Origin of the sequence: Microbacterium sp. WCS2018Hpa-9 (genome assembly GCF_031843745.1) — a bacterium.
Taxonomy (GTDB): domain Bacteria; phylum Actinomycetota; class Actinomycetes; order Actinomycetales; family Microbacteriaceae; genus Microbacterium.
In genome coordinates this window covers 70,042-86,432 of sequence record NZ_JAVTIY010000006.1, presented here as the reverse complement: position 1 = coordinate 86,432, position 16,391 = coordinate 70,042, and the positions used below count along the sequence as shown (strand labels likewise).

General features: G+C 67.4%; 14 protein-coding genes and 1 tRNA gene. 3 read left to right on the top strand and 12 right to left on the bottom strand.

The window, feature by feature from the left end:
* Nucleotides 1–9 precede the first annotated feature (9 nt).
* A complete protein-coding gene (locus RQG82_RS13410; protein WP_311259556.1) occupies nt 10–888 on the bottom strand; it encodes a hypothetical protein in 879 nt (292 codons plus the stop codon).
* A 245-nt stretch (nt 889–1,133) separates the two neighbouring features.
* On the opposite strand from RQG82_RS13410, the gene RQG82_RS13405 reads away from it, so the two are divergent.
* Nucleotides 1,134–1,221 (top strand) — tRNA-Ser (locus RQG82_RS13405).
* 245 nt (nt 1,222–1,466) lie between these two features.
* Here RQG82_RS13405 and RQG82_RS13400 read toward each other — a convergent pair.
* The 8 genes from RQG82_RS13400 to RQG82_RS13365 all read right to left on the bottom strand — a co-directional run bounded on the left by RQG82_RS13400 (nt 1,467) and on the right by RQG82_RS13365 (nt 10,601).
* Nucleotides 1,467–2,066, bottom strand: a complete 600-nt coding sequence (locus RQG82_RS13400; RefSeq protein ID WP_311259555.1) for a GNAT family N-acetyltransferase — start codon at nt 2,064–2,066, stop codon at nt 1,467–1,469.
* Nucleotides 2,067–2,096: 30 nt separating this feature from the next.
* Nucleotides 2,097–2,732 carry a phosphatase PAP2 family protein gene (locus tag RQG82_RS13395; RefSeq protein ID WP_311259554.1) on the bottom strand — a complete coding sequence of 212 codons (636 nt, stop codon included), beginning with the start codon at nt 2,730–2,732 and terminating at the stop codon, nt 2,097–2,099.
* A 30-nt stretch (nt 2,733–2,762) separates the two neighbouring features.
* Nucleotides 2,763–4,127 carry a multidrug effflux MFS transporter gene (locus RQG82_RS13390; protein ID WP_396653625.1) on the bottom strand — a complete coding sequence of 455 codons (1,365 nt, stop codon included), beginning with the start codon at nt 4,125–4,127 and terminating at the stop codon, nt 2,763–2,765.
* 279 nt (nt 4,128–4,406) lie between these two features.
* Nucleotides 4,407–5,558 carry a cystathionine gamma-synthase gene (locus RQG82_RS13385; RefSeq protein WP_311259553.1) on the bottom strand — a complete coding sequence of 384 codons (1,152 nt, stop codon included), beginning with the start codon at nt 5,556–5,558 and terminating at the stop codon, nt 4,407–4,409.
* Between the two features lie 55 nt (nt 5,559–5,613).
* Nucleotides 5,614–6,990, bottom strand: coding sequence for a cystathionine beta-synthase (locus tag RQG82_RS13380; protein ID WP_311259552.1), 1,377 nt, complete (start codon nt 6,988–6,990; stop codon nt 5,614–5,616).
* 89 nt (nt 6,991–7,079) lie between these two features.
* Nucleotides 7,080–8,042 (bottom strand): carbohydrate ABC transporter permease, encoded by a 963-nt coding sequence (locus RQG82_RS13375; RefSeq protein WP_311259551.1) that lies wholly within the window; start codon nt 8,040–8,042, stop codon nt 7,080–7,082.
* A complete protein-coding gene (locus RQG82_RS13370) occupies nt 8,039–9,178 on the bottom strand; it encodes a sugar ABC transporter permease (RefSeq protein ID WP_311259550.1) in 1,140 nt (379 codons plus the stop codon). Before RQG82_RS13370 ends, RQG82_RS13375 begins: the two co-directional genes overlap by 4 nt.
* A gap of 103 nt (nt 9,179–9,281) precedes the next feature.
* Nucleotides 9,282–10,601: an ABC transporter substrate-binding protein gene (locus RQG82_RS13365; RefSeq protein ID WP_311259549.1), complete on the bottom strand. Its 1,320-nt coding sequence runs from the start codon at nt 10,599–10,601 to the stop codon at nt 9,282–9,284.
* A gap of 276 nt (nt 10,602–10,877) precedes the next feature.
* Between RQG82_RS13365 and RQG82_RS13360 the strand changes: the two genes are divergently transcribed.
* A complete protein-coding gene (locus tag RQG82_RS13360) occupies nt 10,878–11,882 on the top strand; it encodes a LacI family DNA-binding transcriptional regulator (RefSeq protein ID WP_311259548.1) in 1,005 nt (334 codons plus the stop codon).
* A 135-nt stretch (nt 11,883–12,017) separates the two neighbouring features.
* Here RQG82_RS13360 and rplL read toward each other — a convergent pair whose 3' ends face one another.
* The 3 genes from rplL to RQG82_RS13345 form a co-directional block, all read right to left on the bottom strand.
* The gene (gene rplL / locus RQG82_RS13355) at nt 12,018–12,395 is read right to left on the bottom strand and encodes a 50S ribosomal protein L7/L12 (RefSeq protein WP_042539579.1); all 378 of its coding nucleotides are present in this window, start codon (nt 12,393–12,395) and stop codon (nt 12,018–12,020) included.
* A 48-nt stretch (nt 12,396–12,443) separates the two neighbouring features.
* Entirely contained in the window at nt 12,444–12,932 is a 489-nt protein-coding gene (gene rplJ / locus RQG82_RS13350) for a 50S ribosomal protein L10 (protein WP_053097428.1), read from the bottom strand.
* Nucleotides 12,933–13,165: 233 nt separating this feature from the next.
* A complete protein-coding gene (locus RQG82_RS13345) occupies nt 13,166–14,959 on the bottom strand; it encodes a glycoside hydrolase family 15 protein (RefSeq protein ID WP_311259547.1) in 1,794 nt (597 codons plus the stop codon).
* Nucleotides 14,960–15,014: 55 nt separating this feature from the next.
* On the opposite strand from RQG82_RS13345, the gene RQG82_RS13340 reads away from it, so the two are divergent.
* Nucleotides 15,015–16,379, top strand: coding sequence for a glucose-6-phosphate dehydrogenase (locus RQG82_RS13340; RefSeq protein WP_311259546.1), 1,365 nt, complete (start codon nt 15,015–15,017; stop codon nt 16,377–16,379).
* Nucleotides 16,380–16,391 lie beyond the last annotated feature (12 nt).

The window sequence follows — 16,391 nt, the reverse complement described above, 5'->3', positions numbered from 1 at the left end:
CCAGCGATTTTACGTCGCGCGAGCGGGCGCCCGGCGCCCGAGGGGGACTCTGGTGCCGAGAAGTCGTCCGACGTGTCGATGCACTGCGGGCACGAGCCCCCCGTGCTCTCCCGCGTCGGCCCGCGTGAGCAGCTTCGTCATGACGTACAGCTGGGAGAAGATGCCGCTCTCGGTCTCGAGGTCACTGCGGAAGCGTCGTGCGATCTGATCGGCCACGTGCGGGACAGCCAGCGAGTGCCCCAGCAGGAAGGCCGGATCGTAGCCGCGAGGGGCGAGGCCCCAGGACTCCCAGTCGGCCAGCGCGAAGGGCTCGCGATGGAGATTGTTCCAGTGCAGGTCACCATGACTCGCCACCCAGTCGCTCGGATCGACCTCGAGGTCGATCCCGAAGAAGACTCCGACCCTGCGGCGCATGATCTCGGGATCGAGCACGGTGCGCTCCGTCGGGGTCGCCGCGATCGCATCGAGATTGCGCTCGAGGCTGTTCCACCACGTCTCGTCCAAACCGGGCGTCCTTTCGAGCACGGAGGTCGGAGCGCACGCTCGGCCGGGGAGCAGGCTCATGAGATCGGCCCGATACAGCAGCGGGCCGTCCTCCCAGGCCCGTGCATCGATCATGCGTGGCTTCTCGACGCCCGTGATCATCGATGCATCCTGGTTTCCGGCCCACCACGTGCTTCGCGCCCATTCGCGTCGAGCCCAGACGACCCGCAGCCAGTACGACGAGCCGGCACGTTCGACAGCTGAGCCGATCGATCGGTCGCGCCATCCGAAGCGAGCACGACCGATCGCGTCGAGCCCCATGTCTGCGAGCGCACGCGAGTGCGCCAGGCGCAACGCGGCGCGAACAGGAGTGCTGGTCACGGGTGCCGATGGGTCTATCGCCATGAACGTCCTTCCGAGACGAGTTCGCCGACCGATGCGGTCGGCTGCGCTCACCGAGCATTCGCGTGCCCTGCATATGCGCTTCTTTGACTTCAGAGTGTCTACGTTCGAGGCTAGATTCGATTGCAGCGGCGGCGCAAGGCTCGAACCGATCGCATACCGGTCGATCAACAGCTGGGTCACTGCTGGTCTCACGGCCTGGTCAAGGGCGCCCCACCCGATCGGATAGACTGTTCAGGTTGTTCCTTGGTGACGTGTCCGAGCGGCCGAAGGAGCACGCTTGGAAAGCGTGTGTTGTGCAAGCAACCGCGGGTTCGAATCCCGCCGTCACCGCCAAAAAGATCAAGGGTCTCCGCGCCAGCGGGGGCCCTTGATCTTTTTATCGAGCACTGGGGATTCGGGGAGAACCGAGCGAAGCGAGGATCGGAGTCCCGCCGTCACCGCCAAAAAGCACGAAGGGTCTCCGCGCCAGCGGGGGCCCTTCGTGCTTCTTATCGAGCATTGGGGATTCGGGGAGGAGCGAGCGAAGCGAGCACCGGAGTCCCGCCGTCACCGACCGATCACAGCGGATGGTCTGCAGATCAGACGAACTTCACGCCGAAGCTCTGCCCACCCGGTTCTGCGGGCAGCGGCGTCATGCCGAGGCGCTCGTAGAAGGCGGCGGCTCCGGTGTTGTTCGGGTCCATGCCCAGGTGCAGCCCGCGCACTCCGCGGCGGGTGAGCTCGGCGAACAGCGTCTCGATGAGCTGCCGTCCGAGCCCCTGCCCCTGCGTCTCTGGGAGCAGATCGATGTGCAGGTGAGCGGGGTACTCCGCGGCGTTCATGTCCTTCCCCGGAGCCTGGGCGTAGCCGTGCTCGATCACCCGCTCTTCGCGGGTCGTCGGCTCGGCGGGCTGCGGATACCGGTTCTGCAGCGTCGGCCACCACTCGTCGCGGAACCAGGTCGCGAAGGCGTCCGTGTCGTCGGTCGCCACGATGTAGCCGATCACGCGCTCATCATCGGTCTCGACGACCCAGGCGAGGTCGGGATGCCGTTCGGCATACGGCACCGCGAACAGGTCGCCCCAGAGCGAGTCATCGGTGAACAGACCGGTCGCGTCTGCGCCGGCATCCGCTGTCCTCACGCATACCTCGTAGAGGGCATCACGGTCGGTCGGTCGATACGGACGGATGCGCGACACTGCTGCTCCTCGATGAGTGGGGGTGAGCTGTCAGCCTACCGAGGTGAGCGCCGGATCATCCCGCCGCGACCGGGTCACCCACGGCAGCAGCCACGCCCCGAGCACCAGCACGACGCCGGCCCCGACCAGCGCCCCGCCGAGCGTGTCTGTGGCCCAGTGCACCGAGAGCAGGGTGCGAGAGATCGCCATCGCGACGACCCACGCGACCCCGAGAATCGCTGTCCACACCCGCGGGAATACGAGCCACAGCACCATCGCGATCGTCGCTGCATTGGCCGCATGCCCCGAAGGGAATGAACCGAAGTCGCTCGCCACGATCATGTCCTCCGGGCGTGCCCGGCCGAACAGGTGCTTGAGCAGCTGCACCGCGCCGGCGCTCACGAGGAACGCCACGGCGGCGAACACGGCCGCCTGCCATCGCCGCGCGATCAGGAGCGCGATGATCACCAGCATCGGCACGAGGAGGATCGCGATCCAGCCGCCGCCGATGTGATCGAGCAGCAGTGCGAACGACAGCATCCAGTCGGAGCGCGACGCGCTGACCGTGTCATTCCACCAGGTGTCGAATCCCGGCGGCTCGGTGTACCCGAACACGATCGCCGCTCCGAGAAGCGTCGCCGCGACGAGCATCCCTATTCCCCACCACAGCAGCGTTCGTGATCTCATCGAACCATTCTGCCGGTCGGAAGCTGAAAATCAGGGAGCCAGCATGCCGACAGTCCGCGGACGCACGATCAACCACAGCGAGAGGATGCCGATCGCGGCGCAGCCGACCATGACCGATGCCATGCTCGTGGCGGTGATTCCGGTGCCGTGCGAGATCCATCCGACGACCGGCGAGATGAGTCCTGCGACGCCGAAGTTCGTGGCGCCGATGACCGATGCCGCCGTGCCCGCAGCCTTGCCGTGCCTGTCGAGGGCGAGCACCTGCACGTTCGGGAACGTGAAGCCGCAGGCCGTCATGAAGAAGAACAGCGGGATGACGGTGCCCCAGAGCCCGAGGCCCAGCTGGTCGGTCACGATGATCGCGATTCCCGCGAGCAGCAGCACCGCAGTGGAGTACGCCATGACCCACTGCGGACCGAATCGTGCGGCGAGACGCGAGGCCGTCTGAACGCCGGCCACGACGCCGAGCGAGTTGACCGCGAACAGCAGGCCGTACTGCTGCGCATCCAGTCCGTGGGTCTGCTGGAACAGGAACGGCGATGCCGACAGATACGAGAACAGGCCCGAGAACGTCATTCCGCCGATGATCAGCACACCGATGAAGACGCGGTCGGAGAACACCGAGCGGTAGCGCTGCATGACTGTGGCGCCGCCCTTCTCCTGGCGACGCGCGATCGGCAGCGTCTCGGGGACGAACACCACGGTCGACACGAGCATCACCACGCCGTAGAGGGCGAGCACGACGAAGATGCCGCGCCACGGCATGAATGTGAGCAGCCACGAGCCGATCAGCGGCGCGATCACCGGGGCGACTCCCGATACCAGCGCGAGCCTCGACAGCATCACGACCAGACGGCGACCGCCGAACAGATCGCGCACGATCGCCATCGCGACGACGCCACCGGCGGCCGCCCCCACGCCCATGAGCACGCGAGCGCCGCTCAGCAGCGGAAGAGTCGGGGCGTAGGCGGCGGCGACGCTGGCCAGCACGTGCAGGGCGGTGACGACGATCAGCGGAATGCGCCGCCCCACCTTGTCGCTGAGCGGCCCCACGACGAGCTGACCCAGCGCGAAGCCGATCATCGTGCCTGTGAGGGTCAGCTGGATCGCCGCGGCCGTGGTCTCGAAGTCCTGCTCGAGCACCGGGAAAGCCGGCAGATACAGGTCGATCGTGAACGGTCCGAGGGCGGTGAGAGCCCCGAGCAGCACGATGTAGAGCGCGCGGCGGCCGTTCGAGATCGAATCGCCCGGGTGCAGCATGATCGGCGCCGTGGCAGGGTTCGACCCGAGGGTGCGGATCGCGCCCGTCGCCGACGGGATGCGGATGCTGCCGGTGGCCGTCCGCTCGGGAGCGGGGGTCGTCGAGATGGAGTCAGTGCGTGGAGCGTCGGGCACGACGGTCCTTCCGGAGATCTAGGGGTCTGTTCGAGGAGTATGCGCTCGAGGGGATGTGTTCACATCGCAAGGGCGACCGAATCGGCGAACGACGTCGAATCGATTCGAACTGGGCGAAGAGTCCATGTTACAGCCCGCCAGCACACACCTGCATGGCGAGAGGACGGATGCAGGCCGAAACCCGTGGTCTCAGCCTGCATCCGTGTTCTGAGCATGCATCTGTCGTCACACTCGACAAAACGGCCGACCCGACCGGCCGACCGCCGGACGAGCCGGTGATCAGCGGAGGCGCGCGAGCCCCTGCTCGAGATCTGCGATGAGGTCGTCGACGCCCTCGATGCCCACCGACAGGCGCACGACGTTCTCGGGCACGGCGAGCGCGGTGCCCCGCACCGAGGCGTGGGTCATGTCCGGCGGGTAGCCGATGAGCGACTCGACGCCGCCGAGCGACTCGGCGAGCTGGAAGAGCCGGGTCGACTCGGCGAACGCCTTCGCGGCATTCGCACCCGCCGAGAGGCCGAGCGACAGCATCCCGCCGAAGCCGCTCATCTGCCGTGTGGCGACGTCGTGCCCCGGGTGCGAGGCGAGTCCCGGATAGTAGACGGTCGCGAACTCGGGGCGCGCCGTGGCCCACTCGGCGATGGCCTGCGCGTTCTCGGAGTGCTGGCGCACCCGCACCGCGAGCGTCTTGATGCCGCGGGTCGTGAGCCAGGCGTCGAGCGGGGCAGAGACGGCACCGACCGCGAACTGCTGGAACTTGATCTGCTCGAAGAAGCGGTCATCGCCGAAGACCACGGCGCCGCCGAGGACGTCGGAGTGCCCGCCGAGGTACTTGGTGGTGGAGTGCACGACGAGGTCGGCGCCGAGCGAGAGCGGCTGCTGCAGCGCCGGAGAGGCGAAGGTGTTGTCGACGACCGCGATGGCACCGGCCGCGTGCGCGATCTCGGCGATGAGCGCGATGTCCACGATCTTCAGCAGCGGGTTGCTGGGCGTCTCGACCCAGACGATCTTCGTCTCGGGGCGGATCGCCGCGCGGAGCTCGTCGACGTCAGACAGCTCGACCGTCGTGGTCTCGATGCCCCAGGGCGCCAGCACCTTCGTGAGCAGGCGATAGGTGCCGCCGTAGACGTCGTTGCCGAGCACGACATGGTCGCCGGGCTTCAGGATGCCGCGCAGCAGCGCGTCCTCGGCAGAGAGCCCCGACGCGAACGACAGCGCGTTCGCGCCGCCCTCGAGCGCCGCGAGCTGCGTCTCGAGCGACGAGCGCGTCGGGTTTCCGGCGCGGTTGTACTCGTAGCCGTCGCGGAACCCGCCGATGCCGTCCTGCACGTGGGTGGACGCCTGATAGATCGGCGGGATGATCGACCCCGTGGTCGGGTCGGGTGCCTGACCTGCGTGGATGGCTCGGGTGGCGAAGGCATGCTCTGACATGCTCCTCAGCCTACGTCCGCCCCGGGGGCGGCAGCCGCCCCTGTTACGCCGGGCGTCAGCGCGACAGGTACGACAGCAGATCCTGCCGGGTGAGCACCGTGTGCGGCTTACCGTCGAGTGTGACGAGCAGCGCGTCGGCGTCGGCGAGAGCGGCCCGCGCCTGCGCGAGAGGGGCATGGATGCCGATGAGCGGCAGCCGCTCACCCACATGCTCCCCCACGGCATCCGCAGGCTTGGCGTCGCCGCGGAACAGCAGGTCGAGCAGACCCTTCTCGTCGACCGTGCCGACGACCTCGCCCATCATCACGGGAGGCTCTGCGCTCAGAACCACGAGCTGCGAGACGTCGTACTCGGTCATCATGCCGATCGCCTCGAGCACCGTGTCGGACGGGTGCGCGTGCACGAGATCGGGGATCCCCTCCCCCAGACGCGCGGTGCGGGCGGTCAGCACGTCCGACACGGTCTCGCCCTCCTCGACCTCGCTGAAGCCGTAGGAGCGCATCCAGCCGTCGTTGAAGATCTTGCTGAGGTATCCGCGCCCGCCGTCCGGCAGCAGCACCACCATCACGGCATCCGCCGGCAGATCGCGAGCGACCCGCAGGGCGCCGACCACGGCCATGCCGCTGGATCCGCCGACGAGGATTCCCTCTTCGCGCGCGAGCCGCCGGGTCATCGCGAACGACTCGGCGTCGTCGACCGCGACGATCTCGTGCGGAACCGTCGGGTCGTAGGCGCCGGGCCAGATGTCCTCGCCGACCCCCTCGACCAGATACGGGCGTCCGGTGCCGCCGCTGTAGACGCTGCCCTCGGGGTCGATTCCCACGATGCGCACGCGGTCTTCCGACACCTCGCGCAGATAGCGGCCGGTACCCGTGATCGTGCCACCCGTTCCGACGCCGGCGACGAAGTGCGTGACAAGGCCGTCGGTGTCGCGCCAGATCTCGGGGCCGGTGGTCTCGTAGTGGCTGCGTGGCCCGTTGGGATTCTCGTACTGGTTCGGCTTGAACGCTCCGGGGATCTCTCGGGCGAGCCGATCGCTGACGCTGTAGTACGACTCCGGGCTGTCGGCCGCGACCGAGGTCGGCGTCACGACCACCTCGGCGCCGTAGGCGCGGAGCACGTCGATCTTGTCTTCTCCGACCTTGTCGGGCAGCACGAAGACGCATTTGTACCCGCGCTGCTGGGCGACCAGCGCGAGACCGACGCCGGTGTTGCCGCTCGTGGGCTCGACGATGGTGCCCCCCGGCTGCAGGTCACCCGAGGCCTCGGCCGCATCGATGATCCGCGAGGCGATGCGATCCTTCGCCGAGCCGCCGGGGTTGAGGTACTCCAGCTTCACGAGCACCGTGCACGCGACACCCTCGGTGACGTGCTGGAGCTTCACGAGGGGCGTGTCGCCGACGAGATCGACGATGGAGTCTGCGTACTTCATGTTCACAGCGTACGTGCGACGATGCCGCGACCGGGGCTGTGTTGCGCCCGATCGCGGCATCGTGTGCTCGACCTGTCGTGCGGAGCCGATCAGCCCTTCGTGGAACCCGCCAGGAGTCCTCGCACGAAGTACCGCTGGAGCGAGAAGAACACGATCAGCGGAACGATGATCGACACGAACGCGCCTGCGGTCAGCAGGTACCAGCCCTCGCCGCGACCGGTGATCTCGGCCAGCACCTTCGTGATCGGCGAGGCGGCGCCGTCGGCGAACACCAGGGCGACGAGCAGGTCGTTCCAGACCCACAGGAACTGGAAGATCGCCACCGACGCGATCGCCGGCATCGTCAGCGGCAGCACGATCCGGAAGAAGATCTGGCCACGGGATGCACCGTCGACGCGTGCGGCCTCGATGATCTCGCCGGGGATCTCCGACATGAAGTTGTGCAGCAGGTAGATCGCCAGCGGCAGCGCGAACATCGTGTGGGCGATCCAGACCTGGGCGTAGCCGCCGGCGACGTCGAGACCCTGCGTCACCTGCACGCCGAACAGGTTGATGCCCCGCGAGAACGACGACAGCAGCGGAACCAGCGCCATCTGGATCGGCACGATCTGCAGCGCGAACACGAAGATGAACAGCGCGTTGCGCCCCTTGAACTCGATCCACGAGAACGCGTATGCCGCCATCGCCGCGATCATCAGCGGGATGAGCGTGGCCGGGATCGTGATCACGATCGAGTTGAAGAACGACTCGAGGATGGTCAGCTGCGTGGTGCCGGACTGCAGCACTGCCACGTAGTTGTCGAGGGTGAACTGCGGGTTGGTGAAGAAGGTCCACCACCCTGTGGTCTCGATCGCGTCCCTCTCACGGAACGACGAGATGAACAGCCCGAGCGTCGGGATGGTCCACACCACGGCGATGACGATCGAGGCGACCGTCGCCCACGGACGGCTGAGGCGCTTGCGCGCGCGGCCTGCCGAAGCCTCGAAGCGTCCGGCGGTCGTGATCGCTCTCGTGCTGTTGGCGCCGGTGTCTGACTTCACTGTGTCGGTCATCGGATCTCCCGCTGCTTCTTGATCTGGCGCGCGTTGTAGATGACGATCGGCAGCACCAGGATGAACAGGATGACGGAGAGCGCAGCGCTGCGACCCGCCTCGAACTTGGAGAACTGGGTGTACATCTCGTTCGCCAGCACCGATGTGCCGTAGTTTCCACCGGTCATCGTGCGCACGATGTCGAAGACCTTCAGCGAGGCGATCGAGATCGTGGTCAGCACGACGATGAGCGCCGGCCTGATCGAGGGGATCGTCACCGAGCGGAAGCGTTCCCAGGCGTTCGCGCCGTCGAGCTCGGCCGCCTCGAGAAGCTCGGTGGGAACTCCCTTGATGGATGCCGAGAGCACGACCATCGCGAAACCGGTCTGCACCCAGATCAGCACGACGATGAGGGCCAGGTTGTTCCACGGATTGTTCAGCAGGAACTGCTGCGGCTCACCGCCGAACCAGACCAGGATCTGGTTGAGCAGACCGATCTGCTCGAACTCGGGTCCGCGGTAGGCGTAGACGAACCGCCAGATGATGCTCGCACCGACGAACGAGATCGCCATCGGCATGAAGACCAGCAGCTTGTAGATCTTCTCACCGCGGGTCTTGTCGATGAAGACCGCGTAGGCGAGACCGACGATCGTCGACAGCGTCGGCACCAGCAGCACCCAGACGATCGTGTTCACTACCGAGGTGACACCGTCGGACTGCGTGAAGATCCACAGGTAGTTGGAGAAGCCGACGAAGTCGCTGCCCGTCGAGTTCCAGAACGACGCATACACGGTCTGGATCGACGGAAGGATGAGACCTGCCAGAAGCAGCAGGAGCGCCGGGGCCATGAAGGCGACGAGCTGGATCAGGTACCCCACGCCGTCGCGCGAGCGGTAGTCCAGGAAGAAGAAGAGGGCGCCGACGGCGACCGCGACTCCCATCGCCCAGTAATAGGAGTTGAAGAACCACATCACCGCGAACGGGATGAGCAGGCACATCGCGAGACGGATGCCGGTGTAGAGCGCGCCTTTTCGCGGCGCGATGTCGACGAGAAGCAGGATGACGACGACGACCACCGCGAAGGCGAGGACGACGGCGAGAGCCTGGGCGATCGGGGGCAGAGACCCGATCCATTGGAAGAACACAGTCGCGTTCATGGATTCCCCTTCATGAGGCGGAGCTGATCAGCGGTCCGCGCGGCGATGCGCGGACCGAGTACGAGACGGTGGGCCGCCCATCGGGGCGGCCCACCTCATCCGATCAGCTGGAAGGCCAGCCGGTCTCGATTTGGGTCAGCACCTCATCGGTCGAGGTGCCATTCACCCAGGCGACGATGCCCTTCCAGAAGGTTCCCGAGCCGACAGCTCCGGGCATCTGGTCGGAACCGTCGAAGCGGAACGTGATCGAGTCGTCCTGGAGCAGCTTGATCGACTCCTGCAGGATGGGATCCTCGACCACATCGAGGTTCACGCCCTTGTTAGCCGACGTCACCCCGCCGAGAGCGAGGCGGCTGTCCGCCCACTCGGGGCTCGACAGGTACTCGAGCACCTTCTGCGTCGCCTCGTCGTCGCTGAACGCGCCGACGATCTCGCCACCACCGGTGATGAGCGTCTCGTCCGCGTTCTGGCTCGGCGTCAGGAACGCCCAGACGTCTCCGTCTTCGGCGAAGTTCGTGCCCTCGGGGTAGAAGCCCGAGAGGAACGACGCCTGGTGGGTCAGCGCGCACTCGCCGCTGGCGACCTGCGCCGCCACATCACCGAACGCGGTCGAGTTGATCGAGCGCACGTCGCCGAAGCCAGCGTTGACGTACTCCGGGTTGAGCAGAATCTCACCGGTCGCGTCGAAGGCCTCCTTGATCTGGGGGTCGGTGAACGGGATCTCGTTCTTGACCCACTGGTCATACACATCGGGGCCCGCGTTGCGGAGCACCAGGTCCTCGATCCAGTCGGTGCCGGGCCACCCGGTCGCGACGCCCGATTCGAAGCCGGCGCACCAGGGAGCCTTGCCGCTCGCGGTCTTGATCGTCTCGGTGAGGGCGAGAAGCTCGTCCCAGGTCGTCGGCTCTTCGACGCCCCACTCGGCGAACTTCGTCGGCGAGTACCAGATCCAGCCCTTGACGCTGGCCATCAGCGGCGCGCCGTAGAAGGTGCCGTCGTACGTGCCGAACTCGACCCAGCCCTCAGTCCAGTACTCCTCGGCGTTCGCCTTGACCGCCTCAGGCGCCGGCTTCAGCAGGTCGCGCGACGCGTAGTCCGCGAACAGGCCCGGCTGCGGGAAGATCGCGATGTCGGGCGGGTTGCCGCCCTGTGCGCGGGTGCCGAGCTGCGTCTCGAAGTCCTGGCTGCCCTCGTACTTGATGGTGATGTCATTCTCTTCTTCGAAGTCCGCCCAGGACTCCGCGAGGAGTTCTGCTTCTCCCTCGACGATCGTGCCGTAGATGGTGACGGTGTTGTCTCCTTCGCCGCCGCCCTCGCTTCCGCCGTCCGTGCCGCCGGGAGCACCACAGCCGGCAAGCGCGATACCCGCGACCCCCAGCAGAGCGATTGGCGCGTAGCGCCGGGAACGCTGTGACAGACCCATGTGAATTCTCCTCTTCGAGTTGTGCGGTTCCCCTGGATCCACGCCGCCCCTGGCGCAGAATCGGGAACCGATTCCAGGACAACCTATCGGGGTGCAGCGCCGCGGCACAATAAGCCAGGATCACAAGCTCGCAACCTTTCGCGATGTCCGACTCGCGGGCGTGGGAGCGCTCCCTCGTTATTCGTGTGGAACCGGTTCCTTTCCTGCCTTCGAACGGTTACGCTGTCATCGGCGTGGGGCGGGGGCTCGCGTCGAAGGCATGGTCGAGGAGGACCGATGAGCACGATCGCGGACGTCGCCGCGCGCGCAGGCGTGTCGAAGGCGACGGCGAGCCGAGCGCTCAGCGGACGCGGATACGTCTCGGAAAGCACCCGTCAGAGGGTCGCCGATGCCGCCGATGAACTCGCCTACGTCGCGCACTCCTCTGCGACGAGTCTCGCCACGGGGCGCACGCAGACCGTCGGCGTCATCATGCCCCCGGTCGACCGCTGGTACTTCTCCGAGCTGCTCGCCGGCATCCAGGAGTCTCTGTTCGCTCTCGACTACGAGCTCGCCCTGTACGGCATCCGCGAGGGCAGCGAGACTCGCGAGCGACTCTTCGACACGGTGCTGCCCGGCCGACGGTTCGACGGGATCATCGCCGTCGGCATCCAGCCGAGCGCACAGGAGCTCGAGCGCCTGCACCGCTCAGAGCGGCCGCTCGTCAGTGTCGGCCCCTACAGCGAAGGGTCGAGCGCGGTGTCGATCGATGACGTCGCCGCCGCTCGCATCGCCACCGAGCACCTCATCGAGCTCGGCCACACCGATATCGCCTTCGTCGGCGGATCCTCGGATCCGGACGACCTCAGCTTCGGCGATGCCCAGCGCGTCGAGGGATATCTCGAGGCACTCGCTGCGGCGGGCCTCGAGGCCATCGCCAGGATCGCGGACGCGCGCCCGACGATGCCCGGCGGCTACGCCGCCGCCGTCGAGCTTCTCGGCGACCGCAGGGGGCGACCCACCGCGCTCGTCGGCGTGTGCGACGAGGCGGCGATCGGAGCGATGATCGCAGCCCGACGCCTGGGGATCGCCGTCCCCACAGAGCTCAGCATCGTCGGTGTCGACGACCACCAGCACGCCGAGATGTTCGCGCTCACCACCATCAAGCAGTCACCGCGAGAGCAGGGGCACGAGGCCGTGCGTCTGCTGCGGCAGCAGATAGATCACCCGGACTCGCCACGGGAGCGCACCGTGACGGCATCCGCGCTGGTCGTGCGCAGTTCCACCGCGGGCCGACGCTGACCAGCGACCCCGCTCCCTCTGCTCCGGGCTCGCACACCGACCCCGGACGCACGAAAGCCCCGGGCGAACCCGGGGCTTTCGTGAAGCATTCAGACGCATCCAGGGCGAGGCGCATGCGCCGCGACCTGGAACGGATTACTTGAGGGTAACCGTGGCGCCTGCCTCTTCGAGAGCAGCCTTTGCCTTCTCGGCGGCTTCCTTGTTCGCGCCCTCGAGCACGGCCTTGGGAGCACCGTCGACGACAGCCTTGGCCTCGCCGAGACCCAGCGAGGTGAGCTCGCGGACGGTCTTGATGACCTGGATCTTCTTGTCGCCGGCAGCCTCGAGGATGACGTCGAAGGAGTCCTTCTCCTCAACCTCTTCAGCAGCGCCGCCGCCTGCGCCTGCAACGGCGACGGGGGCAGCAGCGGTGACCTCGAACTTCTCCTCGAACGCCTTGACGAAGTCGTTGAGCTCGACGAGGGTCAGGCCTGCGAACTGCTCGAGCAGCTCCTCAGTGGTGAGCTTAGCCATGATGTATCTCCTAGATGTTTGGGTTTGTTGAACGAGATCGCAGGTCGCTTACGCGGCCTCAGCGGTCTCCAGCTTTTCGCGAAGAGCATCGATGGTGGCGGCAGCCTTGCCCATCGTGGCCTTCATCATGCCCGCAGCCTTCGCCAGCAGAACCTCACGGCTCTCGAGCGCGGCGTACTTGTTGACCTCGTCGGCAGAGAGGGCGTTGCCCTCGAAGATGCCCGACTTGATCACGAGAAGCGGGTTGGCCTTGGCGAAGTCACGAAGAGCCTTGGCAGTGGCGACGAAGTCACCGTGCACGAACGCGACGGCAGACGGACCCTTGAGGTCGTCGTCCAGCGCGGTGATGCCAGCCTTGTTGGCGGCGATCTTGGTCAGCGTGTTCTTCACCACGGCGTACTCAGCGTCCTGACGGATGCTGTTGCGCAGCTCCTTGAGCTGGGCAACCGTCAGACCGCGGTACTCGGTCAGCAGAACGGCAGTCGAGTTCTCGAATGACTTCGTGAGCTCGGCGACCGATGCGTCCTTCTGCGCCATGGTCACTCCTTGGTGTGTACGAGGCGCCTCACGGCGGTGAGGCACCGACCCCTGACCGCATGCAACAGAAAAGCTCCGGCGCAAGCGCACGGAGCTTTGAAAGTTCGTGTCCTGCGCGGGCCCCTGCTGAGCAGAGCTTCGATCGTCTCGCGTTCGCACGCATGACGATGACCAGCGGTCTTCGGTTGATCCAAGGTTACCCCATCGACCCTCTGCACCCAAATCCGGCTGGGTCAGCGTCGATGGGCTGCGCGCCCTCCGTGGCCGGCGAGCGCGTCGGCCGCGCGGATGAGACTCAGATGCGAGAGCGCCTGCGGGGTGTTGCCCGCCTGCCGCGCGTTCGCGACGTCGTACTCTTCGGACAGCAGGCCGAGGTCGTTCGCCATCCCGACGACGCGCGCCATCAGCTCTCGGGCCTCGTCGCCGCGCCCGCTCGTCGCGTACTGCTCGACAAGCCAGAAGCTGCAGGCGATGAAGGGATGCTCTCCCCCGTCGAGTCCGTCGACGCCGGACTCCGTCCGGTAGCGCCGAAGGAATCCGTCCGTGAGCAGCGTGCGCTCGATCTGCTCCACCGTGCGGAGCATCCGCGGATCGTCGGGGGCGCAGTAGCCGACCTGCGGCAGCACGAGCAGCGAGGCATCGACCTCGATCGAGCCGTAGTGCTGGACGAAGTACCCGTGGTCTGCGTCGACTCCGCGCTCGTCAATCTCGCGCCGCAGCCCGTCGCGCACCGCCTGCCACCGATCGGCGTCGCCCGGGAGGCCGTGCTCGCGAACGGCGCGGACGCCGCGGTCGAGCGCAGCCCACATCATGACCCGGGAGTGCGTGAACCACTGCGGCTCGCCTCTGATCTCCCAGATGCCGTTGTCCGGGCGCTCGATGGACGCGATCACCTGCTCGATGAGCGCCCGCTGCAGGGGCCACGAGAAGTCGCCCTCTTCGAGGCCCGCGATCCTGGCGCACTCGAGTGCGACGAGCACCTCGCCGATCACATCTCCCTGGTACTGGTCGACCGCGCCGTTGCCGATCCGCACCGGCGCCGCCCCTCCGTAGCCGGGCAGGCTCGTGAGCTCGCGCTCGATGAGGTCGCGCTCCCCGGCGATCCCGTACATGATCTGCACCTCGTTCGGCTCCCCGGCGACGGCTCGGAGCAGCCATCGACGCCAGTGGTGCGCTTCGGTGAGGAATCCATGGGCGATGAGCACCTCGAGCGTCAGAGCGGCGTCCCGCAGCCAGACGAAGCGGTAGTCCCAGTTTCGCGAGCCGCCGAACTCCTCGGGGAGCGACGTGGTCGCCGCGGCCACGATGCCACCGGTGTCCTTGTTCGTGAGCGCCCGCAGCACGAGCAGCGACCGCACGACCTCGCCACGGTAGGCACCGTCGTGCTGGATGCCGCTCGCCCAGCCCTGCCACCACGCTCGCGTGGCGGCGATCGCGTCGTCGACGTCGAGCGGTGCCGGGTGATGCTCGTGCGAGGGGAACCAGCTGAGAGTCAGGTCACGGACGTCATCCGCCGCGACCGTGACCGTCGCCCGGTGCCGGTGGTCCTCGGCGACGAGCCGCACTCCGCGCACGATCACCGATTCGGGTCCGGCCGTCGCGTGCAGCGCCGGCTCCTCGCTCGTACCCACCTGACGCACCCACGGGAGCCTACGGGAGTAGTCGAAGTGCAGCCGCAGCTCGGTGACGAACTCGACCTGACCCGTGATGCCGACGATCCGACGCACGACGTCGCTGCGCGACGGATGCAGCGGCATGAACTCCTGCACCTCTGCGATGCCGCCTGCCGTCTCCCAACGCGTGACGAGGATGAACGTGTCCGACACGTAGTGCCGCCGAGGAGTCGCCTTCGCATCGAGCGGTCGCAGGCTCCAGCATCCGTTACGCGCCTCTCCGAGCAGCGCTCCGAACAGCGACGGCGCATCGAAGCGAGGGAGGCAGAGCCAGTCGATGCTGCCCTCCTTCGAGACGAGCGCGCCGGTGCGGCAGTCGCTGAGCAGGGCGTAGTCCTCGATGGGAGCGGGCATCGCCCGATTCTCGCACGAGTGCCGGTCGGGCGGGCGGAGCGGTTACGGTGAGACCATGACCGATGCGACGACGCTGGTGATCCTCGGGGCCGGCGGCGACCTCACCGCCCGGCTCCTCCTCCCCGCGCTGGGACAGCTGCTGACGCGGGAGCCCTCCCGCGCGGTGCGCATCGTCGGCGCCGACCGCGAGGAGTGGACCGACGATGATCTCGAGTCCGTCGTCCGCGCGTCGTTCGCGTCGATGGATGCCGAGGACGCCGCGTCCCGCGTGGACGTGACGTACAGGCGGATCGACATCACACATCCGGACGACCTCCGCGCACTGTTGAAGGACTGCACCGGGCGGGTCGCGCTCTACTTCGCCGTGCCGCCCGCCGTGGCCGCGGCATCTGTCGCGACGCTCACTCCCGACATGCTGCCTGCGGGCGCGATGCTCGTCATGGAGAAGCCGTTCGGTACGGACGAGGAGAGCGCTCGCGAGCTGAATCGGACGTTGACCGCGCTCGTCCCCGAGAGCCAGGTGTTCCGGGTCGACCACTTCCTGGGCCGCTCGACCACACTGAATCTGCTCGGGGCGCGGTTCGCGAACCGCGTCCTCGCACCGCTCTGGTCTGCCGAGAGCATCGAGTCGGTCGACATCGTCTACGACGAATCGCTGGCGTTGGAGGGTCGCGCGGGCTACTACGACAAGGCAGGCGCGCTGGTCGACATGATCCAGAGCCACCTGCTGCAGGTGCTCGCCGTGCTCGCGATGGAGGAGCCTGCCACTCTCGACGAGATCGACTTCCGCGCCGCGACCGGCGCGGTGCTGCGCGCGACGACGGTGTGGGGCGATGACCCCGCGGCGTCGTCCCGCCGAGCCCGATACACCGCAGGAGAGATCGACGGCGCGGCGAAGCCGTCGTACGTCGACGAGCCGGGGGTCGATCCCGACCGCCAGACCGAGACGCTCGCCGAGGCGACGTTCGAGGTGCGCAATGCCCGGTGGGCGGGGATCCCGTTCCGGCTCCGCTCGGGCAAAGCCCTCGGAACGCCTGCCAGGGAGATCGTCGTGCGCTTCCGTCCGGTGCGCCACCTGCCACGGGGGCTCACGGGCACATCGGACGGCGCAGTCCTGCGGTTCTCTCTGGGACCCGACCGGATGTCGCTCGAACTGAACCTCAACGCGTCAGACGACCCGTTCGAGCTCGAGCGGGCGACCTTGTCGGCCGAGCTCGGCGAAGGCGCGCTCAAGGCCTACGCCGAGGTCCTCTCCGGCGTCCTGGACGGCGATCCCATGCTGGCAGTGCGCGGAGACGCCGCGGAACAGTCCTGGCGCATCGTGGCCCCGATCCTCGAGGCATGGCGGCGGAATGAAGTACCGCTCGACGACTACGTCGCCGGATCCTCCGGCCCCGAGGGCTGGCCCGCGCCCGCCTGACCCTCCCCTGAT

Coding starts and splice junctions, on each gene's coding strand:
- RQG82_RS13360 (WP_311259548.1), top strand. CDS start 10,878: ATGAGCACGATCGCGGACGTCGCCGCGCGCGCAGGCGTGTCGAAGGCG.
- RQG82_RS13395 (WP_311259554.1), bottom strand. CDS start 2,732: ATGAGATCACGAACGCTGCTGTGGTGGGGAATAGGGATGCTCGTCGCG.
- RQG82_RS13340 (WP_311259546.1), top strand. CDS start 15,015: ATGACCGATGCGACGACGCTGGTGATCCTCGGGGCCGGCGGCGACCTC.
- rplL (WP_042539579.1), bottom strand. CDS start 12,395: ATGGCTAAGCTCACCACTGAGGAGCTGCTCGAGCAGTTCGCAGGCCTG.
- RQG82_RS13370 (WP_311259550.1), bottom strand. CDS start 9,178: ATGAACGCGACTGTGTTCTTCCAATGGATCGGGTCTCTGCCCCCGATC.
- rplJ (WP_053097428.1), bottom strand. CDS start 12,932: ATGGCGCAGAAGGACGCATCGGTCGCCGAGCTCACGAAGTCATTCGAG.
- RQG82_RS13375 (WP_311259551.1), bottom strand. CDS start 8,042: ATGACCGACACAGTGAAGTCAGACACCGGCGCCAACAGCACGAGAGCG.
- RQG82_RS13385 (WP_311259553.1), bottom strand. CDS start 5,558: ATGTCAGAGCATGCCTTCGCCACCCGAGCCATCCACGCAGGTCAGGCA.
- RQG82_RS13380 (WP_311259552.1), bottom strand. CDS start 6,990: ATGAAGTACGCAGACTCCATCGTCGATCTCGTCGGCGACACGCCCCTC.
- RQG82_RS13345 (WP_311259547.1), bottom strand. CDS start 14,959: ATGCCCGCTCCCATCGAGGACTACGCCCTGCTCAGCGACTGCCGCACC.
- RQG82_RS13410 (WP_311259556.1), bottom strand. CDS start 888: ATGGCGATAGACCCATCGGCACCCGTGACCAGCACTCCTGTTCGCGCC.
- RQG82_RS13365 (WP_311259549.1), bottom strand. CDS start 10,601: ATGGGTCTGTCACAGCGTTCCCGGCGCTACGCGCCAATCGCTCTGCTG.